This window comes from Pseudoalteromonas sp. J2K-J979 (genome assembly GCF_058169715.2).
In genome coordinates this window covers 1,444,382-1,468,494 of record NZ_CM200281.1, presented here as the reverse complement: position 1 = coordinate 1,468,494, position 24,113 = coordinate 1,444,382, and the positions used below count along the sequence as shown (strand labels likewise).

At 42.2% G+C, this 24,113-nt stretch carries 18 protein-coding genes; 5 read left to right on the top strand and 13 right to left on the bottom strand.

What is annotated here, in order from left to right:
- Positions 1 to 98: 98 nt before the first annotated feature.
- Entirely contained in the window at positions 99 to 923 is an 825-nt protein-coding gene (locus AC3KVK_RS06850; protein ID WP_490312149.1) for a M90 family metallopeptidase, read from the bottom strand.
- Between the two features lie 123 nt (positions 924 to 1,046).
- On the opposite strand from AC3KVK_RS06850, the gene AC3KVK_RS06845 reads away from it, so the two are divergent.
- Positions 1,047 to 3,377, top strand: coding sequence for a helicase-related protein (locus tag AC3KVK_RS06845; RefSeq protein ID WP_490312150.1), 2,331 nt, complete (start codon positions 1,047 to 1,049; stop codon positions 3,375 to 3,377).
- Positions 3,378 to 3,384: 7 nt separating this feature from the next.
- Here the strand turns inward: AC3KVK_RS06845 and AC3KVK_RS06840 are convergent, their stop codons facing one another.
- Positions 3,385 to 4,047, bottom strand: a complete 663-nt coding sequence (locus tag AC3KVK_RS06840) for a CatA-like O-acetyltransferase (RefSeq protein ID WP_490312151.1) — start codon at positions 4,045 to 4,047, stop codon at positions 3,385 to 3,387.
- Positions 4,048 to 4,293: 246 nt separating this feature from the next.
- On the opposite strand from AC3KVK_RS06840, the gene AC3KVK_RS06835 reads away from it, so the two are divergent.
- Positions 4,294 to 5,799 carry a tryptophan halogenase family protein gene (locus AC3KVK_RS06835; protein ID WP_490312152.1) on the top strand — a complete coding sequence of 502 codons (1,506 nt, stop codon included), beginning with the start codon at positions 4,294 to 4,296 and terminating at the stop codon, positions 5,797 to 5,799.
- 68 nt (positions 5,800 to 5,867) lie between these two features.
- On the opposite strand, the gene AC3KVK_RS06830 is transcribed toward AC3KVK_RS06835, so the two are convergent.
- The 7 genes from AC3KVK_RS06830 to AC3KVK_RS06800 form a co-directional block, all read right to left on the bottom strand.
- Positions 5,868 to 7,382, bottom strand: coding sequence for a tryptophan halogenase family protein (locus tag AC3KVK_RS06830; RefSeq protein WP_490312153.1), 1,515 nt, complete (start codon positions 7,380 to 7,382; stop codon positions 5,868 to 5,870).
- Between the two features lie 12 nt (positions 7,383 to 7,394).
- Positions 7,395 to 8,918 (bottom strand): tryptophan halogenase family protein, encoded by a 1,524-nt coding sequence (locus tag AC3KVK_RS06825; protein WP_490312154.1) that lies wholly within the window; start codon positions 8,916 to 8,918, stop codon positions 7,395 to 7,397.
- Between the two features lie 89 nt (positions 8,919 to 9,007).
- Complete coding sequence (locus tag AC3KVK_RS06820; RefSeq protein ID WP_490312155.1) at positions 9,008 to 12,070, bottom strand: TonB-dependent receptor; 3,063 nt, start codon at positions 12,068 to 12,070, stop codon at positions 9,008 to 9,010.
- Positions 12,071 to 12,300: 230 nt separating this feature from the next.
- Positions 12,301 to 13,341, bottom strand: a complete 1,041-nt coding sequence (locus AC3KVK_RS06815; protein ID WP_490312156.1) for a Leu/Phe/Val dehydrogenase — start codon at positions 13,339 to 13,341, stop codon at positions 12,301 to 12,303.
- Positions 13,342 to 13,708: 367 nt separating this feature from the next.
- Positions 13,709 to 14,359 (bottom strand): DUF2987 domain-containing protein, encoded by a 651-nt coding sequence (locus AC3KVK_RS06810; protein WP_490312157.1) that lies wholly within the window; start codon positions 14,357 to 14,359, stop codon positions 13,709 to 13,711.
- Entirely contained in the window at positions 14,352 to 15,170 is an 819-nt protein-coding gene (locus AC3KVK_RS06805; protein ID WP_490312158.1) for a glucosaminidase domain-containing protein, read from the bottom strand. The genes AC3KVK_RS06810 and AC3KVK_RS06805 overlap by 8 nt, the downstream gene beginning before the upstream one ends.
- Positions 15,171 to 15,271: 101 nt before the next feature.
- A complete protein-coding gene (locus AC3KVK_RS06800; protein ID WP_490312159.1) occupies positions 15,272 to 15,853 on the bottom strand; it encodes a hypothetical protein in 582 nt (193 codons plus the stop codon).
- A 122-nt stretch (positions 15,854 to 15,975) separates the two neighbouring features.
- Between AC3KVK_RS06800 and AC3KVK_RS06795 the strand changes: the two genes are divergently transcribed.
- On the top strand, positions 15,976 to 17,271 hold the full coding sequence (locus AC3KVK_RS06795) for an anti-phage deoxyguanosine triphosphatase (protein WP_490312160.1): 1,296 nt from the start codon (positions 15,976 to 15,978) through the stop codon (positions 17,269 to 17,271).
- Positions 17,272 to 17,287: 16 nt separating this feature from the next.
- Here the strand turns inward: AC3KVK_RS06795 and AC3KVK_RS06790 are convergent, their stop codons facing one another.
- The 4 genes from AC3KVK_RS06790 to AC3KVK_RS06775 all read right to left on the bottom strand — a co-directional run bounded on the left by AC3KVK_RS06790 (position 17,288) and on the right by AC3KVK_RS06775 (position 20,446).
- Positions 17,288 to 18,250: a L,D-transpeptidase family protein gene (locus tag AC3KVK_RS06790; RefSeq protein ID WP_490312161.1), complete on the bottom strand. Its 963-nt coding sequence runs from the start codon at positions 18,248 to 18,250 to the stop codon at positions 17,288 to 17,290.
- Positions 18,250 to 18,783: a DsrE family protein gene (locus AC3KVK_RS06785; protein WP_490312162.1), complete on the bottom strand. Its 534-nt coding sequence runs from the start codon at positions 18,781 to 18,783 to the stop codon at positions 18,250 to 18,252. Before AC3KVK_RS06785 ends, AC3KVK_RS06790 begins: the two co-directional genes overlap by 1 nt.
- Before the next feature lie 143 nt (positions 18,784 to 18,926).
- Complete coding sequence (gene ppnP / locus AC3KVK_RS06780; protein WP_490312163.1) at positions 18,927 to 19,241, bottom strand: pyrimidine/purine nucleoside phosphorylase; 315 nt, start codon at positions 19,239 to 19,241, stop codon at positions 18,927 to 18,929.
- Between the two features lie 74 nt (positions 19,242 to 19,315).
- Complete coding sequence (locus tag AC3KVK_RS06775) at positions 19,316 to 20,446, bottom strand: DUF3083 family protein (protein WP_490312164.1); 1,131 nt, start codon at positions 20,444 to 20,446, stop codon at positions 19,316 to 19,318.
- Positions 20,447 to 21,082: 636 nt separating this feature from the next.
- Here AC3KVK_RS06775 and AC3KVK_RS06770 point away from each other — a divergent pair.
- Both AC3KVK_RS06770 and AC3KVK_RS06765 read left to right on the top strand, forming a co-directional pair.
- Complete coding sequence (locus AC3KVK_RS06770) at positions 21,083 to 22,690, top strand: DNA-binding protein (RefSeq protein ID WP_490312165.1); 1,608 nt, start codon at positions 21,083 to 21,085, stop codon at positions 22,688 to 22,690.
- A 283-nt stretch (positions 22,691 to 22,973) separates the two neighbouring features.
- Positions 22,974 to 24,107: a Na/Pi symporter gene (locus AC3KVK_RS06765; protein ID WP_490312213.1), complete on the top strand. Its 1,134-nt coding sequence runs from the start codon at positions 22,974 to 22,976 to the stop codon at positions 24,105 to 24,107.
- Positions 24,108 to 24,113 lie beyond the last annotated feature (6 nt).

Here is a 24,113-nt window from a genome sequence, read left to right as displayed (position 1 = left end):
TTCCAATTTGTTATCATTATGTTGTCGTTCTATTTTGATTTGACCAGACTCTGTGCTTTGCGCCTAGATTTATGTGTTCAAATCACTCAATTCAACGATTAATGCCATTTTTTTGGATCAAATTGATAGTAATCACGCAACAATTGGTACAACTCGCTATCAAACTGGTGCAACTCGTTTGGTTTTTCAATAAACGTTTCTGTTACCACCGCAAAAAATTCCGCTTCGTTTGTAGCCCCATAACTGTGGATCGCGTGCGGCATTTGATAAGCAATACTGGCTTTTAAATTGGTATATGCCCGGCTAAACACCCGAGACCAATTGGCATAAGCTTGTTGATTTGCTAAAAGAGGGGTTCCTGTAGTTTTTCCCGTTTCTTGATCCAATTGATGAGCAAATTCATGAAAAACCAAATTATGACCATCACCTGGTAAGCGATTGCCTTCGAGCACATCATGCCAAGACAGCACCACAGTGCCTCCAGGCCAAGACTCGCCTTGGCGAATAACTTGATGAAAACTGACAAGCCCCGCGCTATCTCTGGCTTCTTGCCCGGCATAATAGGCACTGGGGTACAATAAAATTTGTTTAACGTTACGAAAAATTGGCCAAGGTTTTTCTAAAACAAGTAAACAGGCATCTGCGGCAACGACCCATTTCATTGCATCGGTGACCACTAAACCATCACGGCCTAAAAAACTAATATTGTCTAAAAACCAAATAATGTGTTTATCTAATTTGTATTGTTGTTCAACCGTTAAACGATTGTAAATTGGCATGACACGACTTATCACTTGTTTTTGCTGCGGGCTTAGCTGTTGTAGTTGATATTTGCGCTGCCAATAGTGACGTCTTATCACATCCCACTGCCAAAATGCCGCCACGAAGCACACTAACATCACGATCAAAATATAATTAATCATAGGCTTTCTCTTATTTAGATATCAATGCAATGGGACTCTGAAACAATAAAATCAAGTCATACGCGCCACTGAGAGTGAATTTCGGTTAAAATAGGCTTGATTTTGCCGCACAAAGACACTGTTATGACTTTACCCATCGATATACTTAAACCTACATTTGAAGCACAATTACCGCTATCACCACTCGTCGTCAGCGCACAAACAGGCTCAGGAAAATCCACCCGCCTGCCCCTTTGGGCTGCGCAGCAAGGTAGAGTGTTGGTCATTGAACCTCGTCGCATTGCCTGCACTTCATTGGCGCAGTTTCTTGCTGAGCAGCAAGGCACGGAGGTCGGTGAAAAAATTGGCTTTGCGATTCGATTCGAAACACAATTCACTCCCGATACTCGGATTATTTTCGCGACGCCGGGTGTGGTATTAAGATGGTTCTTCGAAGATAAACTGGCCGAGTTTACCACCATCATTTTAGACGAATTCCACGAAAGACGTTGGGACACGGACTTGCTGTTGGCCTTATTAAAACAACATCAAGGTCATCAGCTTGTTGTCACCTCTGCGACTTTGCACGCGCAAAAAATTGCCACCTATCTCGATGCCCGAGTTTTAAGGGCTCCAGGGCGTCAGTATGAGGTGACTGTAAAATATATTGCTAATGATATGCGCCAAATGCCCAGTGCCGAGCGGTTAAGTGAACGAATTAAACAGGCCTGCGAGTATGCTCTAGAATACGCACAAGGAGATATCTTAGTGTTTTTGCCCGGCAAGGGAGAAATTCAGCATGCCAAACAGGCATTGTCACACCTTGGTGTCGATCTTATCTCTTTGCATTCCGGTTCTGATCGTGCAACACAGCTATTAGCGCTGAACAAACAACTGAATCGGCGAATTATTTTAGCCACCAATGTCGCTGAAACGTCTTTAACAATTGCGGGCATTGATTGTGTGATTGATACTGGCTTAGAACGCCGCACCCACCTTCGTAACGGCCGGACTGTGCTCGATATGGATTGCATCTCCCACGACTCAAGCGAGCAACGAAAAGGTCGCGCGGGACGAACGCAAGCAGGCCTTTGCATTCGTTTATACGGCGAGTTTGCCCCGCTGATTGCCCAAACCCCGCCCGAAATCCACCGTGAAAGCCTCAATGAATTAGTGCTTAGCGCCGCCTGTGCCAGCCGCGGAATAGATAGCTTAGACTTCTTAGAGCCCTTGCCACAGGCCTCTTTGCAACGCGCAATTATTGATTTGCAACGTTTAGGGGCAATTGATGAGCAATTGTTAGCCACAGAACATGGCAAACGTCTTTATCCTTTACCCATTAATAGCGACCTTGCGCATTTAATCAGCCAAATGCCAAACAATTCATTACGCCAAGCCATGGCCGATGTCGCTGCCATTATCGGTGTACCAAAACAAGTTTATCAACTTAGTAAAAGCGCTGAGGCCGTTGAGACACTGAACGAATGTTTGCCTAATCTGTGTGATGTTGAGCTATGCATTGCCTTGGTACGAGGTCAGGTTTCTGAAGGGTTAGAGATTGACTCAGATGCACTCGGCGAAGCGAGAGCATTGGCAGAGCAAATTCGCACTGCGTTTGATTTACCTTCGTTGACCCATCCAGCTTCTTATCAGCGCGACGCATTACTCGATGCCATCATGGAACACCTGCCCTCATCAGTCTTTATTGCTAAACAATCTGGGCGTCAGTTTGCCATGAACAACGGCATGCAAGAAGTGCAACTAGCCAAGCAATCACGTGTCTTGGCATGCGATGCGGCTCTGGTGCTCGATACATTTGCATTGGCAGGTAAAGGTGTGAAACAAGCACGCACATTGGCGACCTGCGTGGCGCCCTTTGCCAGTAAGCGCTTAGTGCAACGACACCTTTGCGACGAATCACTCACCGCTGTTTATATTGAAAATGAACAGATAATAGCTGATATCACGTATTATTTTGCGGGTAAGGTGATCCAAACAATCAAACAGTCTGTGCCTCCCTCAGATCTCACTGAAGCCTTATGTCAGCTCATTTATCAAGGTGATTTATTACCAGGTTTGTGGACTAAAATTGACGAGCAATTTCAATCAGCGCACTTATTTTCAGCGCTGCATCAAATCGACCCACCAAGTGGTTGCGCCAACACTTTTATTCGTCGTTATATCGAAGAACTCGGGATCAGCGAGCTTGATGACATCGCTTTGCTTGATTGCAGCGATTTTGACTTGAGTTTTATTCCAGATTGGCAGCTCGATGAGTTTAATCAGCACTACCCGCGGCAGCTGCAACTCGCGGGGCTGAACTTGACCATTGAATATAGAGTCAATAACCGCACTGTGATTGCGCATTATCACAGTGGCTTAAGAAAAGAAGGGCCGAAACGATGGGAGCTTCCCACCTGGGCCAATTGGAAAATACGCTACAAAAAAGCCAGTAAAGTAGTCGATATTCGCTAAGTTTTCCTCAAATATACTTTGAAGCATTATCAAAATAGTGCTTCAAACGTGCCACATACTGCGCCACGTGAATACCGTCCATCAGCGCATGATGAACTTCAATCGACAACGGCATAATGCCGGTGCGCTTGTTGTATTTACCAAACACTAATTTTGGGATCCCTGAATATTCAGAATGATTACTGGCATGAGAAAAGCTGGTAAAGTTCAACCAAGGTAACACGGATATGTGCAGACAATTACAGGCTAATCCGGTGGAATAAAATTGTTCGGAGAAAAATGGCTGTGATTTGGCCAGTGCAATCGCTTGTTTTGTATGCTGACTAAAGAGCGAAAAATTTTCTTGTTGCTGTAAATAACTAAAGCGAAAGGTTTCGTCATCATTGAGCTGCACGACATTGGCATTTATTTGCTCAAACAGCCACACTTCTCCTTCAACTAAGCGCAGTGCAAACGGTTCAATATCGTTGGCCGCTGCCATTGCAAAATAAAGATAGCTGTTAAAAAATGAAATATTATTTAAGCGAGTAAAGTTAAATAAACTTTCAGCTTCTAGTTCGACACATATATTAAAGTACGGATCTGAAAAGTTTTTATAGAATTCGAAATGTTGTTGTCGCGGCCATTGAGATAATTCAATTTTCTTGGCATTTTCCATCGGGGTATACATCACTTAGCTTCACTACAGACTATTGGTAGCCTAAGTTTATTCGGCTTTAATCAAATCGCAAATGAACTTTGTATAACAAACAAAAATAGATCCAAAACTTATCCTATGCTACCGAGTTTACATACCATTCTATCCAAAACTTATCTGGACATGTCGGAAGCTTTCACTCTGTTTTTCATTGTTTTATATTAGCCCCGCGTGCATGTAATCACATGCTGATAGATGACCCGTTAAATTGGATGAAATATGGCTGAAGCGATAAAAAATATTGTAATTGTAGGCGGCGGTACAGCCGGTTGGATGACAGCGGCGAGCTTAGCAAAATACGTCAATAAGCGTGCTTCAATTACGTTAATTGAATCGAGCAATATTGCCACTGTTGGCGTCGGCGAAGCAACGATTCCAAACATCGTCCAATTTAACCATAACTTAGGGATTGATGAAGTCGAGTTAATCAAAGCAACTAAAGCCACTTTTAAGCTCGGGATCCTATTTGAAAACTGGACAAAAACAGGCTCACCCTTTTTTCACCCGTTTGCCGATTATGGTTTAACGATTGATAATGTGGATTTTCATCATTACTTACAACGTGCAAACCAGCAAGGTGGCGAACATCAACTCGATGAGTTTAGCTTTGCCTGCCAATTAGCACAGCGCGGCCGTTTTGCCCAACCCCACACCGAACCAAACAACCCGCTGGCCGATTATGCCTATGCCTATCACTTTGATGCTGGGCTCTATGCGCAATACCTTAAAGAATTTAGTAAAAATTTAGGTGTCAATCATGTCATTGGTACTGTCGAAAATGCATCACTCACTGCCGATACAGGCTTTATTGAGCATGTCACTTTAACCTGCGGTACTCAATATCACGGTGATTTATTTATTGATTGCAGTGGCTTTGAGGGGCTGTTGATTGAAAAAGCCCTTCACACTGGCTACGAAGATTGGAGTCAGTGGTTGCTATGCGATACGGCCATCGCCGTTCAAACCACCGCAACCTCAGAGCCCGAACCGTTTACACGCTCAATTGCTCAAACCGCAGGATGGCAATGGCATATTCCTTTGCAGCACCGCACGGGGAATGGCTATATTTTTAGTCGACGCCATCAAAGTGAAGAGGAGGCAAAGGCAGTATTAATGGGCAATATTCAAGGTAACCCGATCACCACTCCTCGTACTATTCGCTTTAATCCGGGTCGTCGCAAGCAAATGTGGAACAAAAACTGTGTGGCAATTGGCCTCTCCAGTGGTTTTTTAGAGCCGCTTGAATCGACCAGTATCTCGCTCATTCAAACAGCCATTGCCAAATTGTTAAGCTTTTTTCCCGATATGAGTTTTAACCCCGCAGATAGTGCCGAGGTAAACCGTCTGCATAACAGCGAGCTCGAACAAATACGTGACTTTTTGATTATGCATTACACAATGACGGATAAAAATGACAGTGCTTTTTGGCAAGCGTATCAAAACATTCCTCTCCCTGATGGCTTAAGTCATAAAATTGACTTGTTTAAAAGTCGTGGCCACATCGCGATGTATGACAACGAATCCTTTGAGCCGGCCAGCTGGCTGACTTTTTATCATGGTTATGGCATCACACCTGAACGTCTTGACCCTCGCGCTTACAATGTGCCCGCTGACATACTGCAGCAACGTCTGATACAGATGAAGCAATCCATTGCACACGCTGCTCAAGGTGCGCTATCCCATCAAGCTTTTATCACTCAACATTGTTTAGCCGAAATAGACTAGCGCCCTCACAGTCTATTCATTTTTGGCTATGAGAAGCCAATGAGAGTGATAAAACCACAGCGACAGAGTTAAGGCTTGTTAGCCGCACAATACTGTGAAATAAAAGCCTGATGACTTGGTTGTTTTGCAACCGCTTGGGCTAAACTCTGCCTACCTTGCTCCATGCTTTGCAACAATTTAGTGCTATCCAATGCATCAAGAGTCGGGTTGTAACTACGGGGTCTAACCTGCATGCCTTCAAAAACCGCATACCAGCTGGTACGCTGAAAAAGGGCTTCCGCTTCAGGAATAAGGCCTCCCGCGGTTTGAAAAAAGTCGATTTTATACTGCAAGCTCTCTGGGAGAGTCATTGTTTTACACCAGCGCCAAAACGCAGTGTCTTCGCGCAAAGTCGTACAATAATGCAGCACTAAAAAATCGCGAATTTCTTCATAATCGACCCGGACGCGGCGATTAAACTCGTTTTGTAATACGCTGTCACAATCTTTATTGGGGAACATTCGCACAAATAACGCTAAGGTTTTTGACACTAAATGGATTGCCGTAGACTCTAATGGCTCTAAAAAACCTTGGGCGAGCCCGAGTGCCAAACAATTTTTATTCCATGCTTGCTTTCGTACCCCAGTCAGAAATGGAATTATTCGCGGCTCAGAAACCGTAGGTCCGTCCAAATTAGCCAATAATGTGGCAATAGCCTCTTCATCACTGATGTATTTATCACAGAAAACGTAACCATTGCCCGTGCGATGCTGCAGAGGAATTCGCCATGTCCAACCTGCATCTTGCGCTTTGGCTGTCGTGTACGGAGTCGGTTCACTGACATTTTCACTTTGTACTGTCACTGCGCGATTACAGGGCAAGTACTGAGACCAATCGTCATAACCTGTTTGTAGAGTTTGTTCAATTAACTTTCCATGGAAGCCACTGCAATCAATGAAAAAATCACCTGCTAGCGTTTGCCCATCTTGAACTACTAACTCTGTGATAAATCCGTGCTGATTAGTATTGGCAACTTCGACATGGCCAACAACACGCTTAACCCCTATTTTTTCGGCAAAGCTGCGTAGATATTGCCCAACTTTTACGGCATCTAAATGCAGCGCATAATGCGCGCCAGCTAAGGGGGTATTCATCGCTTCAAAAGGTAAGTAAAACTTGTTTTGCGCTGATAACATGGCTTCTGGTGAGTGGGCCATCAGGGGCGTTTTATCCCCTTGTGCTTGCGCTTTTAGCCAGCATTGATAAAACTCATGGCCATCAATTGGCCGCCCTAATGCACCAAAAGGATGGAAATACTGTTTGCCCTTTTCACACCAATCGACAAACTCAATGCCCCATTTAAAGCTCGCTTGGGTTGCTTGAATAAAATCAGCCTGATCGATACCTAAACTGTCTAATACCGCTAATAATGGTGGAATAGTCGCTTCGCCAACACCTATGATTTCGATTTGCTCTGACTCAACTAACGTTATTTGCACATCACTGGATTTAAAAATATTCCCTATGATAGCGGCAGCCATCCAACCAGCTGTGCCTCCACCTAAAATAACGATTTCTTGAATTGCATTATCCACTGCACGCATATTGACTCCTTATTAAGCTGGCTCGGGTTGCTGGGATGGAGAATGAGTCAATTGACGCAAAAACTCACTGTGGCTTGGGGCATGCTCAACCGCATGTGTAATCCCTTCTCGCATCAATTTAAAACTCGTGCTTAAGTAATCTACCGATAACTTATCAACCAAAGGATCATACTGACTCGGGTAACAGCCAAATCCATCCAAAATAGCTAACCAGCTATCTGGGCCAAACATTTCCCACGGTAAACGGGTTAACGCACCCTGAGCTTGGTACTGCTGAAGTTTATCTCGCAAAGTATCTGGCAAAGTCATTTCCTTGCAGTCTTGCCACATCTTTCCTTGTTCCCGTTGATTCAGGGCATAATGTAAAATTAAAAAGTCTCGCACCCGCTCATATTCGGTGGCCGTTACTTGATTGAAACGCACGATATCTTGCTCGCTATACTCAGGAGCTGAAAATGTTTGAATGATTTTATCAATCGCCGTTTCAACTAATGCAATGCTGGTACTCTCTAACGGCTCTAAAAAACCGGCTGCTAAACCAACTGCAATGCAGTTTTTTTGCCATGCGAATGTTCTACGCCCTGGCGTAAATGAAAAATGGCGAGGTGGGTGTAAAACTTCCCCCTTAACGTTCTCTAACAACAACTGGGTTGCCGCCTCTTGCGACATATAATGGCTACTGTAGACATGCCCATTCCCCGTTCGTTGTTGTAGCGGGATGGTCCATTGCCACCCTGCTTCTTGAGCTTGCACCACGGTACGGCTAAGGGGTTCATCCACGCGCGAGGTTTGTACCGCAACCGCTCGGTCACATTTGAGCCATTGGCTCCAATTTTGATAACCTGTCTTGAGCGCCCCTTCGATTAACAGGGCTTTAAAGCCAGAGCAATCAATAAATAAGTCCGCACTTATCTGCTGTCCATTTTGCAATGTCACACTGCTTATTGCTTCTTCCTGGGCATCGAGGTTAACGCCAGTGATGATGTTATCAATATGCTCACAACCATATTTTAGGGCCACTTTTTTCATCAAATCAGCAAATAACGAGGCATCAAAATGCAGCGCCCAATCAAAAATGGCTAATGGCGAATTGGGGTTACTCACAGGAAAGGTGAATTTATTATTTTGCGCTAAACGCACACCATATGAATAATCAGACAACGGGCTGGGATCACCATGTTGTTTTAGTTTTAACCAGTAGTGATGAAACGCCACCCCATTGGCGGGCTGGCCAAATAAGCCAAACGGATGAATAAATGAACGGCCTGCTTGGTACCAATCTTTAAATTCAATTCCCAATTTACAAGTCGCCTGACAGGCTGTTAACACATCTTGATCAGTCAAACCTAATTTTTGATAAAAACGCCGTAACGTTGGAATGGTCGCTTCGCCGACACCAATTGTGCCAATGTCTGCAGAGTCAATCACCTTCACCGAAACATCTGCTTGGGCAAAATGTTGACTTAGGGCAGCGGCCGTCATCCAGCCCGATGTTCCCCCCCCTAAGATGACAACCGATTTTATTGTTGTTTTCATGCCACACTCTACTGCTAATTTTTAAATACATAAGCCACCGTATCAACATACGGTGGCTTATTAACACGATATTAACTAAGAAAACTTAATTAAAACGTCATACGTGCACCCAAAGTCCAGCGTGCTTCATACACATTTTGGAATGCTTTTTGAGATGAAAACTCTAAGTATGTTTGTTGATATTCTTCAAGAATATTCGAACCATGGACATACACACTGAAATCATCATTGATGTTGTACGTTGCGCTGATATCAAGTTGTGAGTAATCATCTTGATACAGTGATTGACCGCCCACTGCGCCTACAGTACCTTGTGTGATCAAACGTGGACTACGCGAGTTCCAAGCCAAACGTGTTGAGAAACTATCATCTTCATACCATAACACTAAGTTATAGGTATCTTCTGACATGCCTACAAACGGTAAATCGTTGCCTTTTACATCTTTAGCTTCTTGCGAGCTGTCGTTATAAGTGTAGTTTGCATCAAAACCAACATTTGCGAGTAATGCAATATCAGTAATATCACTGAATGCAACACGTGCACCAACTTCAAAGCCGGTTACATCACCACCGTTGCCTTGTACTTGAGTATTAAATGGCCATGGACCACGCTTGATACCATCGGCATCGGGCTCATCGATCATCACCACACCACCTTCGGTGAAGCTTTCGATATCAATCATATATGTTGCGAAAAACAACATAGAGGCATCGCCATTATACCATTCAGCTGAAAGTGAATAGTTATTTGAACGCCATGGGTCCAATCCTGGGTTACCTGTCAGAGTTCCGTTTACAACGCGAAGACAGTTACAGTCTTCATTGTTGACACGGCCCACTGTTTTACCACCACCTAGGCTAGCTAGGTTTAACGCTTGCATATTTTTAGAATACGCGGCACGTAAAATCACGTCTTCGTGAACAGCTGCATTCACATTTAGTGACGGTAAGTAATCGGTATAGCTGCGCTCTGTAACTACGTCACCAGTATCTGGACCTAAACCACTGTGTGGTAAGCTGGCACCGACTAAGTTTTGTTTTACGTATAAATCAGTTTCTACGACTTTTAAGCCGAAGTTACCACTGAAAATATTGTAATCAAAGTTTGCTTGCACGAAGTATGAAAACTCTTCTAGGGTCACATCATAACTCGCTCCCCCATTTTCAGTGCGCTGCACATTACCAAATGTGTCTAAATGAAATTGGCGAGGATCTTTAAAGTTGCTTGGGTCGATTGACCAAATACCCGGAATACCTGTCACGTTACCAAAATCAGTTTGATACGAAACCGTCGTATGGGTATCTAAGCGTGTTGGCGGTAAAATGGTGTAAGGAACCCAAGTACCCGCTGTCAGATCACCCACATCTTGTGTTAAGTATTCACCCGCAGCTGGGTTACCTTCACAACCAGCGGTATTCATGTATTGGTCAACCGCTTTCCATTGGGCGATATCACAGCCATCACCGAAGTTTGAAGTATAGGTAAACTGATCGTGATCCACGATTCGTTCGCTCATGCGAATACCAAAATCAACACTGGTAATGAATGGCTGATCATCAAACGCATAATTCCATTTTGTGCTAAAGGTATTAATCTCACCTTCATCGTCAGTATTGCCTTCAGATGAGAATGCACCGATGTGATAAGAATTAATGTCACCCATATAATCAGCAACAGAACGTAATCCATTGCCACCATTTACCAGTTGGTCAAACCCGCTAAAGTGTGGAAATTCACCACGTGCGTCATAGCTTAAGATAAACTCATCTTCAATACCACCTGGTGCAAAGCTGGCATAACATCCACCATTACTGCCGACGATTTCTTCACCGTTATTACAATGCTCGCCTTGCGCGAATTGTCCTGGACCTGTGACTAATGTGCCTTGATCAATGGATAAAATATCGCCTTCACCATAACCATGACGCATTTTTGCCGTCGCTTTAGCACGAGTGACACGAACCTGACCTGTTAGCGCACCGCCATTGTTATAGTCCAATTGTAAATTGAAGTTTTGTGACGTCTCTTCATTATTATTGACTTGGGTAAAAGTCTGTAAGCGGTATGACTTCATATCAAAAGCATTCACGCTTCCCCACGCATTACCGTCTTCATCGGTAAAGGTATCGCCTGTCCAACCATCAGCTGTTGGATACGCGTAATCATTAAACGTGTTCCAGCGGTTATTTTGTGATAAACCACGACGATTATTGAAACGATCTTGGTTGGTATAAAATGCATCAGCAGTTAAGGTAAACCCTTCCCCTAAATCTGCCTGAAAAGAGAACTGGAACGCTTGGCGTTCGCGCTCTTCTTGTTTATTAAAAGCGGCAAAACCTTGCGGAACCACATGACGTGTTTCTTCACCTCGAGGGTTTGCGCCCCAAGTATGGTTATTATTGGCTGCACCAATGCCGCCATTTTCTGAGGTGTCGAAATAACCGTTATAATCGGTCGCCAAGTTCGCTTCAGACACAACCGCTGTGAATAACACCCCCCATGAATCGCCATTATAGCTAAATAAGCCATTTACATTCGGATCCGTTTCATCGCTGATTGAACCGCGAGTAACTTCAGCACCGCCTGCAAATGTGTAGCCTTCTTCCATATCAAATGGGCGACGGGTGTGTAAATCGATTGAACCGGAAATACCCGCAGCTGAACTTTTCGCTTCACTCGATTTATAAACATCAATGCCTGAAAAAAGCTGTGAAGGTAAATCACCAAAATCCGCACCAGACGAATCAATGGTGGTCGCACTTAAAAACACTTCGCCATTCATCAAGGTATCAACTTGCGGTAAACCACGAATTGCAACCGGCCCACCTTCACCTGCTGTACGTTCAATTTGAACACCAGTAATACGTTGAAGTGAATCTGCGATGGTCACGTCAGGTAATTTACCGATGTCTTCTGCGCTAATACCATCTACTTGAGTAGATGCAAAACGCTTTGTATTGATACTGGCTTGAGTACTACCACGAATACCCGTTACTTCAACGACTTCGATCGCTTCTTTTGATTTTTCATTTTCTGCCGCAACACCGCTGATAGAAAATAAACACGCTGCAACACTCAATGCGACAGTTGAATGCTTGAAACGTGCACCAGACAAGACAGCGCTGTCTTTTGCTTTTAGAGCTCCCCTCATTATGAGCCTTCCCCTATTATGTTGGTTTAATTGTAGTTGTTAACATTCTGGTTCAATTACTTGTTTGAACTGTCCTATTTTGACTGTTTATTAACCCCACAAGAATACTCAACTCGCTAATCCCCATACTTATCTATCAGGGTTGTCATTCATTTGTTAACTTTTTGCGCTCTGGATCAAAAAACGCAGCCATTGGGCTGCGTTTTAAAAAAGGAGAGTACAGGTAATCATTACAAACCGTTTTCGATAATCTCTTGAGCTAGTTCATCAGCGATTAGGTGCGTTGATTTTTGCTCTGATTCTGAGCGCGAGAAAATTTCAGTCAAGGTATCAAAAATACCTTCTACGTGTTTTGTTGCTGCTTGCGCACTGTAACCTTCTGGGGCTGTTTCATAAAAAACATTGATTATCCCACCTGCATTAATCACATAGTCAGGGGCATATAATACGCCTTTTTGTCGCAATATTTCACCATGACGACATTCTGCCAGCTGATTATTCGCACAGCCAGCTACGATGGTCGCTTTTAAGCGTTCAATGGTATGATCGTTAATGGTTGCACCCAATGCACACGGCGCGTATACATCAACATCTAAGTCATAGATTTCATCAATTGACACGGCGGTCGCATTAAAATCCGAAACAACTCGATCAATCGATGATTGATTAATATCTGTCACTAATAACTCAGCACCGGCTTCGTGTAAATATTTACATAAAGTATAAGCCACTGCACCAAGCCCCTGAACAGCCACTTTAACACCACTTAAATCTTGATGACCTCGTTGATGTTGAAATGCAGCCTTAATCCCTAAGAATGTACCGAGTGCTGTAAAAGGAGATGGATTACCGCTTTTGCCTTCAAGCCCTAGCACATAATTGGTTTCTTTATTCATAATAGCAACATCCGCACAGGTGATATTGACATCTTCAGCAGAATAATAAGAGCCACTTAAACGCTCAAGTTGACGGCCAAATGCACGGAATAGCGCCTCTGATTTAATCGCTTTTGCATCCCCAATAATGACCGACTTACCACCACCAAATGGCAAGCGCGCCACTGCATTTTTATAAGTCATTCCTTTTGATAAACGAAGTACATCATATACAGCATCTTCATCGGATGCATAATCCCAAAGACGACACCCACCTACAGCAGGTCCGAGCTTGGTACTGTGCACCGCAATAATCGCTTTTAAGCCTGATTCTTTATCAGAGCAAAACACCACTTGTTCGTGATTATCAAACTCAACTTTATTAAATACAGCCACGCTTTTTCTCCGAAATAATTCACCTGACAGCAGGTATTATAAATACTGAATTTGACAGAACTCTATCACCAACTGTTTTAGCACGCCACATTTTGAGATGATAAAACTACCATTAACCACATTAAGAACAAAACAATTCACTAAAGTAAAATAAATTAGATTATTCATTCTAAAACGAGCAATCAATCAGCTATAAACACCAAATAAAGACCTGATGCAGCACAATAAGTTTACGTTAACGTAAAAGGAATCTAAAGTGTAATAAATTCTTTACAAAATCTAGCTGCTCGATTTTAGTAATCAAATGAATAAAGGGAATAAAACTGACAGAAAAAGCGGCTGTTATCGAGTAATAACAGCCAAAGAATTATTGTGCAAAATAAGGAAGGATCCGCACAGGAGTCGCGTTAAAATGGACTGTTTGTTGACTATTTTTCCACGTTTCTTTAAGAGTAATTCGACAGCGATAACCCTCACAAAGCCACTCATCATCACCGATTACTTGCACAGGTTGGGTAAATTCAACGGTGAGCCCTGTCATTGTCGGCATTAAAAAAGAAAACACTTTGGTCATAAAAAAACCAGACAAGTCATCCATTAAATTGTTTAACTCAGTAAAGGTGTCATATAACGCGTCTTGAGTAAGTACAGCCTGATAAGTATCAATCGCTTCAATCTGCATTTTAAGCTGACATTGCTCAGTATTGGTTTGTATCACAATAACAGCTTTATCTTTATCGAGTTGCTTTTCAAAAGGCAACAATAGTTGAGCTGATGAAGTAAAACTGAGAGGTTGCTCAGTTTTTTCAGTGACTATTTTCCCCGATGCAATATTACAGACCGCTTCAGGTTGCTTGGCATCGACTAAATAAAAACCGACCCGCGCTTGCAAGTAATCTCCTTTATTAACCACTTTCATTCGGTCATAAAAGCCATCGTAAGAGACGGAAAATTCTGCGGCCTCACTGACAAACGACAGTCCGCTAAGTAACACAACACTTATAAAACGCTTATTCACTAAAATATTCCTGATTCGATACTATCATCGCACTGATCTCTGCAACATAATGCTGGCCACGTTCAGAGTATGCATGTAGACCATTGGCCAAAGCGACAGCTGAGGGCAGTTGATTATTTTCACGAGCTTGGGCTCGCAGTTGTCGTAATGTCGCATAAGCTCGATTGGTGTTTAAGTTTCTAAAATACGCAGCCACGGCTTGTTGAACCGATTGATAAACAGCCACTTCGTGATGAGCGCCTTCATTTCGACCTCGGGGAACAAGCCCGCAACCTCGCCTGTAACACCACTGACCAAAGAAGTTCAGTCCAATGCGGGCAAAACGAGACGTCCCCCATGCTGACTCATTCGCAGCCTGCATCAATACCAATTCCTCAGGAACAATATCAACACGCACCAATGCACGAGTAAGCGATTCAACTGATATGGCTTGTTTAATTTTATATTCTTTAAATATCTTGCTTATCTTGCGCTGTTGTTGCTCAGACAATTCTTCGTCAAATTGCAGCATCATTAATGCAATTTCGAGTACAGCACGCTGTTGTTCTATCCGCTTATTTTGAGCCACAACATGTGGACGAATAAAATCAAAAAACTCGGACTTCTTGGCTTTTATATCAACAATGCTGCCAAAGTCTGGAAGCTTAACATCATGCTTTGGCTGTTCAATAACTACAACCGCAACCACGTCTTCGATGATTGGACTTGGTTCAGGGGAAGGTGTGGGCGTAGCTTGTTGATTAATAAATGGATATACAAAAATGTATACAATAAAAGTGATCGCAAGTAATCGCAATGCGCTTTTAATCATGTAATTTCCCTCAGTGATTAATCGACTGTATTACCCAATATCCGTTTAGTAATACGCTTTTTTAGGTGGCATATTATACAGTAAGCCACAGTAAATGCGAATTAAGGCATGTTGAACTCGGCTTGATCCCAATATATTGCTGCATTTAATGTGTGACTTAGAAGCAGATTAAACTGCTCAAATGAGTCAATTTGATGATCTTCTTGTGTTAAACACAACCAAGTATGACGATAACAATTTAGTTTCACGACATGGTAATCATAAAAATTAAACACTTCTTTTACCGCCTGTTGTTGTACCTCAGGAAAAACAAATGGCTCACCTCTTTGGTTACAAGCAACAAAAATGTGCTGACCACAACGGTCACTTAGAAAGCGCTCAGGTGAAACCGCGCGCACCAAACCACTACCGTGTAATTCAACAATCGTATTATCATCAATGACGACGGCCGTGTGATCAAAGGCCTGATAAACACAGCAACAAACGATACTCCCCGGTTGTGGCTTCACCTTAAATGAACTCGGGTAGACATCCGAAGGCCACCTTGCGATGACTTCATGGCCTAGTGAAGGCTCAATAGATAAACGTCGATTAGTATCTTGCTGTATTAACACCTTTTTATGTTGTGCGCTTAAATACAGCCCGCCTAAAGCACCCGCAATTAAAAGCAATGGGACGGCCATTCCCCCCTCCTAATTAAATTCGTGAGTATGCTTTTAATTTTATACTATTAAAATCATAATAAAATAATGATCTTAGACACAGTTGTTGCAAAATATGTGCGACAATTTCAAAAGGAGCAGTAATGGATCAACGCACTTGGACACAACGCCGAGGCCAGGAAAACAAACAACGCCCCGACGATCATCGCACCGCCTACCAAAAAGATCGCGCACGTATCATTCATGCTGCGGCTTTTCGTCGTTTACAAGCCAAAACACAAATTATGGGCATTGGCGTAGACGACTTTTATCGGACACGTTTAACTCATTCCCTCGAAGTGGCGCAAATTGGCAGTGGTATTCTAGGTCAACTGCGCTCTCAGCAACAATTTAATGCTATTTTGCCCTGTCGCAGTATGATTGAAACTCTCTGTTTAGCCCATGATATCGGGCATCCCCCCTTCGGACATGGGGGTGAAATTGCACTGAACTATATGATGCGCGATCATGGTGGATTCGAAGGAAACGGTCAAACCTTACGAATTGTAGCTAAACTTGAACCCTACACAGCCGGTTTTGGCATGAACCTCACACGCAGAACGTTACTTGGTTTTATAAAGTATCCACAAATTATCGATACGCTGTGGAGACAGCAGCCACGAGTTCATTCCAACGATACATTTATTAACTCTACAGATTGGCGACCGGCAAAAGGCATTTATCAAGTGGATAACGATGTCTTTGATTGGCTTTTATCGCCTCTGCCAGAGCACGATGCTGAGCTTTTACAAAGCTACCAACCTATGGATAAATTTCGCGAGCGCACTGTCTTTAAATCCCTCGATTGCTCAATTATGGAACTGGCTGATGATATTGCTTATGCGGTGCATGATTTGGAAGATGCCATCGCAACAGGCACTGTCACAGCCGCTCATTGGCACGAGTTGGCCCTCAATGATCTAGCACAAATTGAGCTACCATGGCTAAAAGCCAATTTAACACGCATTAGCCAGCAACTTTTTTCAAGCCAAGAGCCAAAGAGAAAAGATGCGATCGGAGAATTAGTTAATTTATTTATTACTCAAGCACACGTCAGTCAACAAAATGAGCAATTCCAATGCAGTTTGCTCCGTTATCAGGTCGGCCTGAGTGAGCCACTAGAGGCCTTTTTAACCCACTTAAAACGTTTTATCTATCATGTTGTGATCCGAAAACCCGAAATTCAGCAAATCGAATTTAAAGGGCAAAAGTTGATCATTGACTTATTCAGCGCATTTGCAAGCGATCCGATGCGCCTACTGCCTAGTAGCAGCCAAGCTAAATGGGCAGAAACACAAGATAAAACAGGCCAAGGTCATCGCGTAATTAGTGATTATATTTCGGGTATGACGGATGAATATGCCTATAAAGTACACCAGCGATTATTTTGTGCCCCATAGATAACATTCAATCTGTCTAGCTTGGGGGCACTTCAGTGTTTGAAGAAATAACTTGTTCAGGTATAACATTGACTGGCATACCTGTAGTGTGGAGCAGCAGCTGAGCGATATTTTCTGTCACAAGGGCTCGCAGATCCGCATTCTCTTGCCCTTGAATCAACGCATTAAACGCTTTTTGATAATATCCAGAGTGAGCAGACATCTTAGAATCAGATAACGGACTATGAATTTCAACATAGCGTGCGTTATTTGCTTCATAGCTGATTTTGACGGGCTGATCGATTATTCTCACCGGCGTGCCAATCTCAACCATTGAAAACAGTTCTTCTATATCGGCATCAAATAACCGCAAGCAACCTGAGCTCACACTCATACCAATGCCAAAACGCTGATTACTGCCGTGGATTAAATACTCACTGCTGCCAAGCCTCATGGCAAAACCACCCAGAGGGTTGCTCGGGCCTGGTGGAATAATATCGGGCAATTGAATTGCTTGCTCCGTAAAATACCGCAGCTTTAATGACTCGGGCACCACCCAACTAGGATCAACTCGTTTTTCACTAATTGTTGAAGTCGAAACCGGTGTGCGCAATCCTGGCTGTCCTATTCCTATTGGGTAGACAAAAACCTGCTGACCGGTGGGTTCAAAGTAATACAAGCGTAATTCAGGCAAGTTAATTACAATGCCCCGTTGCGGAACATTTGGCAAAATCATCTGTTTAGGAATAATTACAACAGTGTCAGCATTAAGATAGAGAGGATCAAGTTCAGGGTTGGCCGCCATTAACGCCAAAAAACCAACATCATATTGCTCAGCAAGATTTTGAAAGTATTCACCTTGCTGCGCATTATGCAAAATTGGCTCACCAATCAACCTTCCATTCTCTGGAAGCGTATAAACGGTTGCTTGCACTGGCAGTGCGAACAAAACAACGCCGCACCAGCGCATTAGCCAATCAATAACTGAATATTTTTCCATTAAAACGGATTAAGCGAATAGCCTTGTTGAGCTAAAGTAGCATGTGCTGTCATGGCCGATGTGGCCTGCTCCACTCCAGCGATTAAATCTGTCTGTTTAATATCTAAAAAAGCGGCCGATTGACCACAGAGGTAGATTTTTACATTTGCGTTAAGCAATTGGCTAACCAATGACGCACTGGGATTATTCCGTTGATATTCTTTTTGAAAACCACTGTCATTGAGTAAATCATAGCCAGCCTTATCATGCACCACCAAAGCTAAATCAATGTGTTCCAACGGCACCCCCGCATTCACATGCATATTGATAAAGCGGGCTAAATTATTGAAATAGCGATTTTCTTTTTTCGTTCCTGTTTGCTCACTCACATCAAATACCACTTTAAAACGTGTCTCTGAGCTTAAAGCCAAAGCCGAGTCAACAGGGTAATATTTACCGAAAGGCGTAATAACAGGCCCTGATTGTAATTTAGCAGCCGTCGCCTCAGCATTCGCCACAACAATCAAGCAGATGAAGCATAATATATATTTCACTTGAACATCCTTTAAAACAGTTAATCATTTGAGGATAAACAAGTTTATTGTTTTTGACGAATAAAAAGTTCTTATTTAAAAGAGCGAATTTTTTTATCAATAAAAAAGAGGCCTTCGCCTCTTATATCTAATGATGGCAAATTTTACTCGAAGTATGAGCAACAGTAATCTGTAATGGAATGCACTTTGACTTTAAAAGATTGGTTAGCGCCAATTTCAAACAACTCGCCCGCACTAATTGCTTTCCATTGCGTTTGCTCAGGCAATAATACATCCAGTTGCCCTTGTGTGATTTCCATCACTTCAGCTAACGCAGTCGAAAACTCATATTCACCGGGCTGCATAATTCCCAGTGTTTTACGACTCCCATCTTTAAACGTGACCGTACGGCTAGTCACTTGGCCATCAAAATATACATTGGCTGCCTTACCCACTGTGACAAGTTCAAACTGTTCCATTTTCTATCCTCATTCTCAATGTTAAAAAAGCAGCTTACCATACTCTATGAAACGGATAATATTGAGACGAAAGTCTATGTTTCTTCGGCTAACCGATACGATAAATGCTGAAAAAAGCGCAATATCAGCGCATCGCGCTGGGACTCTAAGCCAAGTGATAAGCTCAACTCTTTGATTAAAAAGCTCAGCTGATTCACAAATTTTCCATAGCCATTGCGCTGGATATCTTGCTCTGTCGCAATAAAAACCAAACTTAAACTATCCACCAGTTGACTGTCGTCCACATACACTATCGGCTGATTGGCTTGGATTGCATCTACACTCACATCCAACAACTCTCGGCGTTGCCCTTGAGGATCCTGAGAGGTTGCTCGAATTAAAGGGACTTGGCCGTTGGCCACAAGCACCCAATGCGACATGCCATATTGGTGACACAGTTGCGAAACTTGCGCTTGCACTGACAGGTAAAAGTCGCGATAGCGTTGTGTCTCATCAAATTGTTGGTGAATTTTTTGGCGCATCGTTAACGTGACAGGAATATTGATTATTGCATACGTCAAGTTGTTACTTTGCTGACTAATTTCAAGCCCTTGCTCCTGATACCGATAACGAAGCTGTCTCAAACCATGAGTCTTTGTTTGTTTATGCCCTCGCTCATGGGCATATAAGTCATAGGTTAAATGTTGATGATCTTTAACTTTAATCTGACTGAGCGGCACATTCATTAACAAAGCAAACTCAGCCATTAACGCCATAACTTGCTGATGAAATAAATAAGCATTCTCTCGAAGGTGCTCACCATTGGCTAAAAACAACAAATCAATTTTATCGACAGCCTTGTTTTCATCTACAAATAAATGATGCCCGGTGTGCATAGCTGGGTGGTAGAAAAAAATAATTTGTTCTTCGGTTTCAATATGCTGTTGCTCCTCACCATAGCGAACTCTTGCTAATTTACCATTGGCGATGATATGCGTATTATGTAATTCACTGCGTTGACATAATGAAAAGAATCGTTCACTAAATTGGCGATAATAATGCGAAACAGCCTGCTTATCTCCGGAATTCACCGTTGTCAGTGCCACATCTTCGGGTCGAAATGACACAAGTAAATAGTGATTATCTCTGGCATTATCTGGCACGTAAACTTTATTCGCACTGCTACGTGTATGAACAATAGAAGGGCGTTTTTTTAATCGTAACATGGTCTCTCCTTTACATTTGCGCAAAAGGTAACCTGATTCAATGGCATTTTTTTGACTTTTACTTGTCATTTTCATGACAATTACCCAAAAAGGGAGTGATAGATTTTGAGTTGTCTCTGCCGATGGATAGCAAAGTGTGAATCAATTGACTTTAATTGAAACAAAAGCGTGCAAGAGCCAATCGATTGCCAAAACACACATTGACTTAAAAAACATTCAAAAACTAATAAAATGAACTCACAATCAACAAATTAAACCAACCAAAATGCATAATTCATGACAATTTTCATTTTGAAATTGACTGATAAACAGAGAGTTAACAAACTAGGTTAATCAGAGAATACTCACGCTCACAACACACCAAAGTAATTGTATTAACGAGGCAATTTCCTTCCTTGATCCTCAGAGAAAATTAGCGTAATTTAGCATATGTCCCAATTATGACATTTGTATCTTAATTGTTGATTATTTGTTCTGGAAAGACGCTGTGCCCTATTTTCATTGAGTGTGCTTCTTCTCTAGGTTTTGCAGCATTTTTTTATTAAAAAAAACAAGTTATCAATTAAATTCATACAAACAGTCTAGCTACAATTTTTCCTATAAATGGTAAAGTATCTACTTGCGTAGAGGAAAACAATGACAACAAATTACCAAGATATAAAAAAAATCTGTGATGAACTCTTAATTGCAGGTAAAAAAGTAACCGCCGCCAAAATTCTCGCCCAGTCTTCAGGCCCGCAAGCCAAAATTTTAGGGTTTTATCAACAATGGCGTCAGGAATTACACGAACACTCAAAAGCTAACTCAGAGCCAGCAGGCCTAAGTGAAGGGTTTTTAGATGCGTTTAAAAACGAAGTCGAACGTTATGCCAAAGCGCTCAATCATGATCAAGATACCCAACTTGAGCAAGCATTAGAGGTCGAAAATCTCTCATTAAAAAGCCTAGATGAAGCCGAAACAGAATTAAGCGGACTTCGTCAATCTGTGAAAGACCTCACAGAGCAAGTAAAAGAAGATAAAGTCAACTTTGACAACACCCTGCATGATCTTGAACAAAAAAATCAGCAGCAAGTTACCGATCTTAAAAACCATTACGAAAAACAGATTCTAGCGCTCAATCACGATGCTCAAAAAAATATTTCAGAAATTAAAGATAGCTATGAAGAGAAATTAGCGAATTTAAGTAACTCTACAGCTGCTGAATTATCAGAGTTAAAACAAGGTTACGAGTCGTTAATTAGCGAACTAACGGATAATCGTAATCAAACGATTGCTGAACTCAAGCAAAATTACGATAAACATATCACTGATCTTACGCAATCAAACGAAAAACTCGTCAGTGAATTAACCGCGAAGCATCAAAGTGTCTTAACTAACACCCAAGAGCAGAGCGAACAACGGATCAGCGAACTTAAAAATGAGTTCGAAAACAAACTGGCGACCCTAGCCACTGACAGTAATTCGAAAATTAAGTCTTTAGTAGACGACCGCGATGAACAAATTTCAAAAGCCACTGCAGATGCAATAGCGAAAAGCCAATCATTAACAGAGCAGCTTGGCCAAAAAGCAGAGACCATTGTCGCTCTTCAAGCGGAAGTTGAAGCATTCACTTCGGAAGTCAGCACCTTGAAACAAAAGCTGAAAACCAGTGAAGCGCAGTTTGAGCAACATGGGAATGAACTTGAAGATTCGACATTAGCAATTAAACAGCTAAAACAAAACTTACAAGCTGCAGAACAAAGTATTGAAGACCTCAAAAAACAGAACATTGAAGCCAAGCGTGTCAACGAAAGTCAGCAAGAAACATTTAACAGCCAAAAAACGGAAGTGGAACAAGCCCGCGAAGAAGTCCTTTCTTCTCAGCAAATGATGACCGAACTTAGAAATGAAAACATTCAGTTATCAAAACAAATGAACTTCATTAAAAACAGTTCAACTTCGACAATTGAGCGCCTGACAACTAACTCCGAACAAGCGATAGCTAAAATAAAAGAACTTGAAAGTGCACTAATTAATGAACAAACAGAGGCTAAAAAAGCCGTCTCTGAAAACAAACGCATCGCAGAGCAACTTGATTTTATTAAACAAAACTCGACGACTACATTCGAGCGCCTGACCAATAGTGCCGAGCAAGCTCAGTCTAAAGCGCGTCAGCTTGAGAATGAGCTCAAACAAGTGCAAAGCCTTAATGAGCAGCTCAAATCTGAAAATGCCAAACTTAGCAATCAAAAGCAATTTGCATAATTATAGTTGGCCTCATTTTTGAGGCCTTTTATATCCCCTCCTCCAACTTTTTAATTATCAACTACATCTAACCAATTGATGGTAAAGCTTTTAAGTTATTTTAATAAAAGTTTTATTTTCGCGTTCTGCAGCTGAAATATAACTGTAACAAAGCTACTGTTTAATGCGCACAACACAGAGTGAGTGCGACAATTGCGCTGATTCATTTTTGACTTTGCAGGACGCAATAACACTTAAACAAGCCAGGCAGAAATGATGTTTGCTGTGGCTGAGACACTTTATGATGCATACACAACCTCGTTTACCTCAAAAAATCTTTAATTGGTTTTGCGTGGCGTTTCTTGTTTATTTGATGCTTGTCGCAGTCGGCACTGTCAGCAGTGGTTTTAAGCTTTTCTCTGGTGGCTCTGAAGGCGCAAAAGAAATTTTTGCTTTTGCTACCAATCCATTTGTAGCGTTATTAATGGGGGCATTAGCCACCGCATTGGTGCAATCATCCTCGACGGTGACTTCAGTTATCGTCGGTTTAGTTGCAGGAGGCTTGCCGCTCAATATTGCCATTCCAATGATTATGGGGGCAAATATTGGTACCACCATCACCAACACAATTGTCTCGTTTGGCCATGTAAGAGAAAAAGCCGAATTTAGACGCGCATTCAGTGCTTCAACCGTCCATGATTTTTTTAATCTCCTTGCGGTCATTATTTTCTTACCATTAGAACTGGCTTTTGGTTTTTTAGAAAAAATAGCAACCAGTTTGTCGCAACTGTTTATTTCAGATGCAAACTTATCGCTTAAAAGCATGAATTTTATGAAGGCTATGATCAGCCCAAGTGTTGATTTTTTCAAATCAGCTTTAGGTTTCTTAGATGGTAAAAGCCTCGGTATCGCTTTAGTCCTATTGGGAATTGGCTTAATTTTAGTCTCTGTAACTGGTCTTGGTAAAATTTTGAAGCAAGTCATGGTAGGTAAAGCCAAAGGTATTTTACACAGCGCGATTGGTAAAGGCCCGATTGCAGGGATCACCTCTGGTGCTGTCGTGACTGTGATGGTTCAGTCATCATCAACGACCACCAGCTTAATGATCCCATTAGCTGGCAGCGGGATGTTTTCAACTAAACAAATTTATCCCTTTACACTGGGTGCGAACATTGGCACAACCATCACGGCTTTACTTGCTGCAACGGCTATCTCTGGTCCCACTGCAGTGGTGGCATTAACAATTGCTTTGGTTCATGTACTATTTAATGTATTAGCTGTCGTGGTTATTTATGGTATTCCACTATTACGTGATTTGCCGCTTAAAGCCGCAGAACGACTGGCGGTGATAGGAGCTGAAAATAAATTGATGGCTCTCAGTTATGTGCTTGGAGTTTTCTTTGTCTTCCCAAGTTTAATTGTATTTGCTATGCGTTAAGCAAAG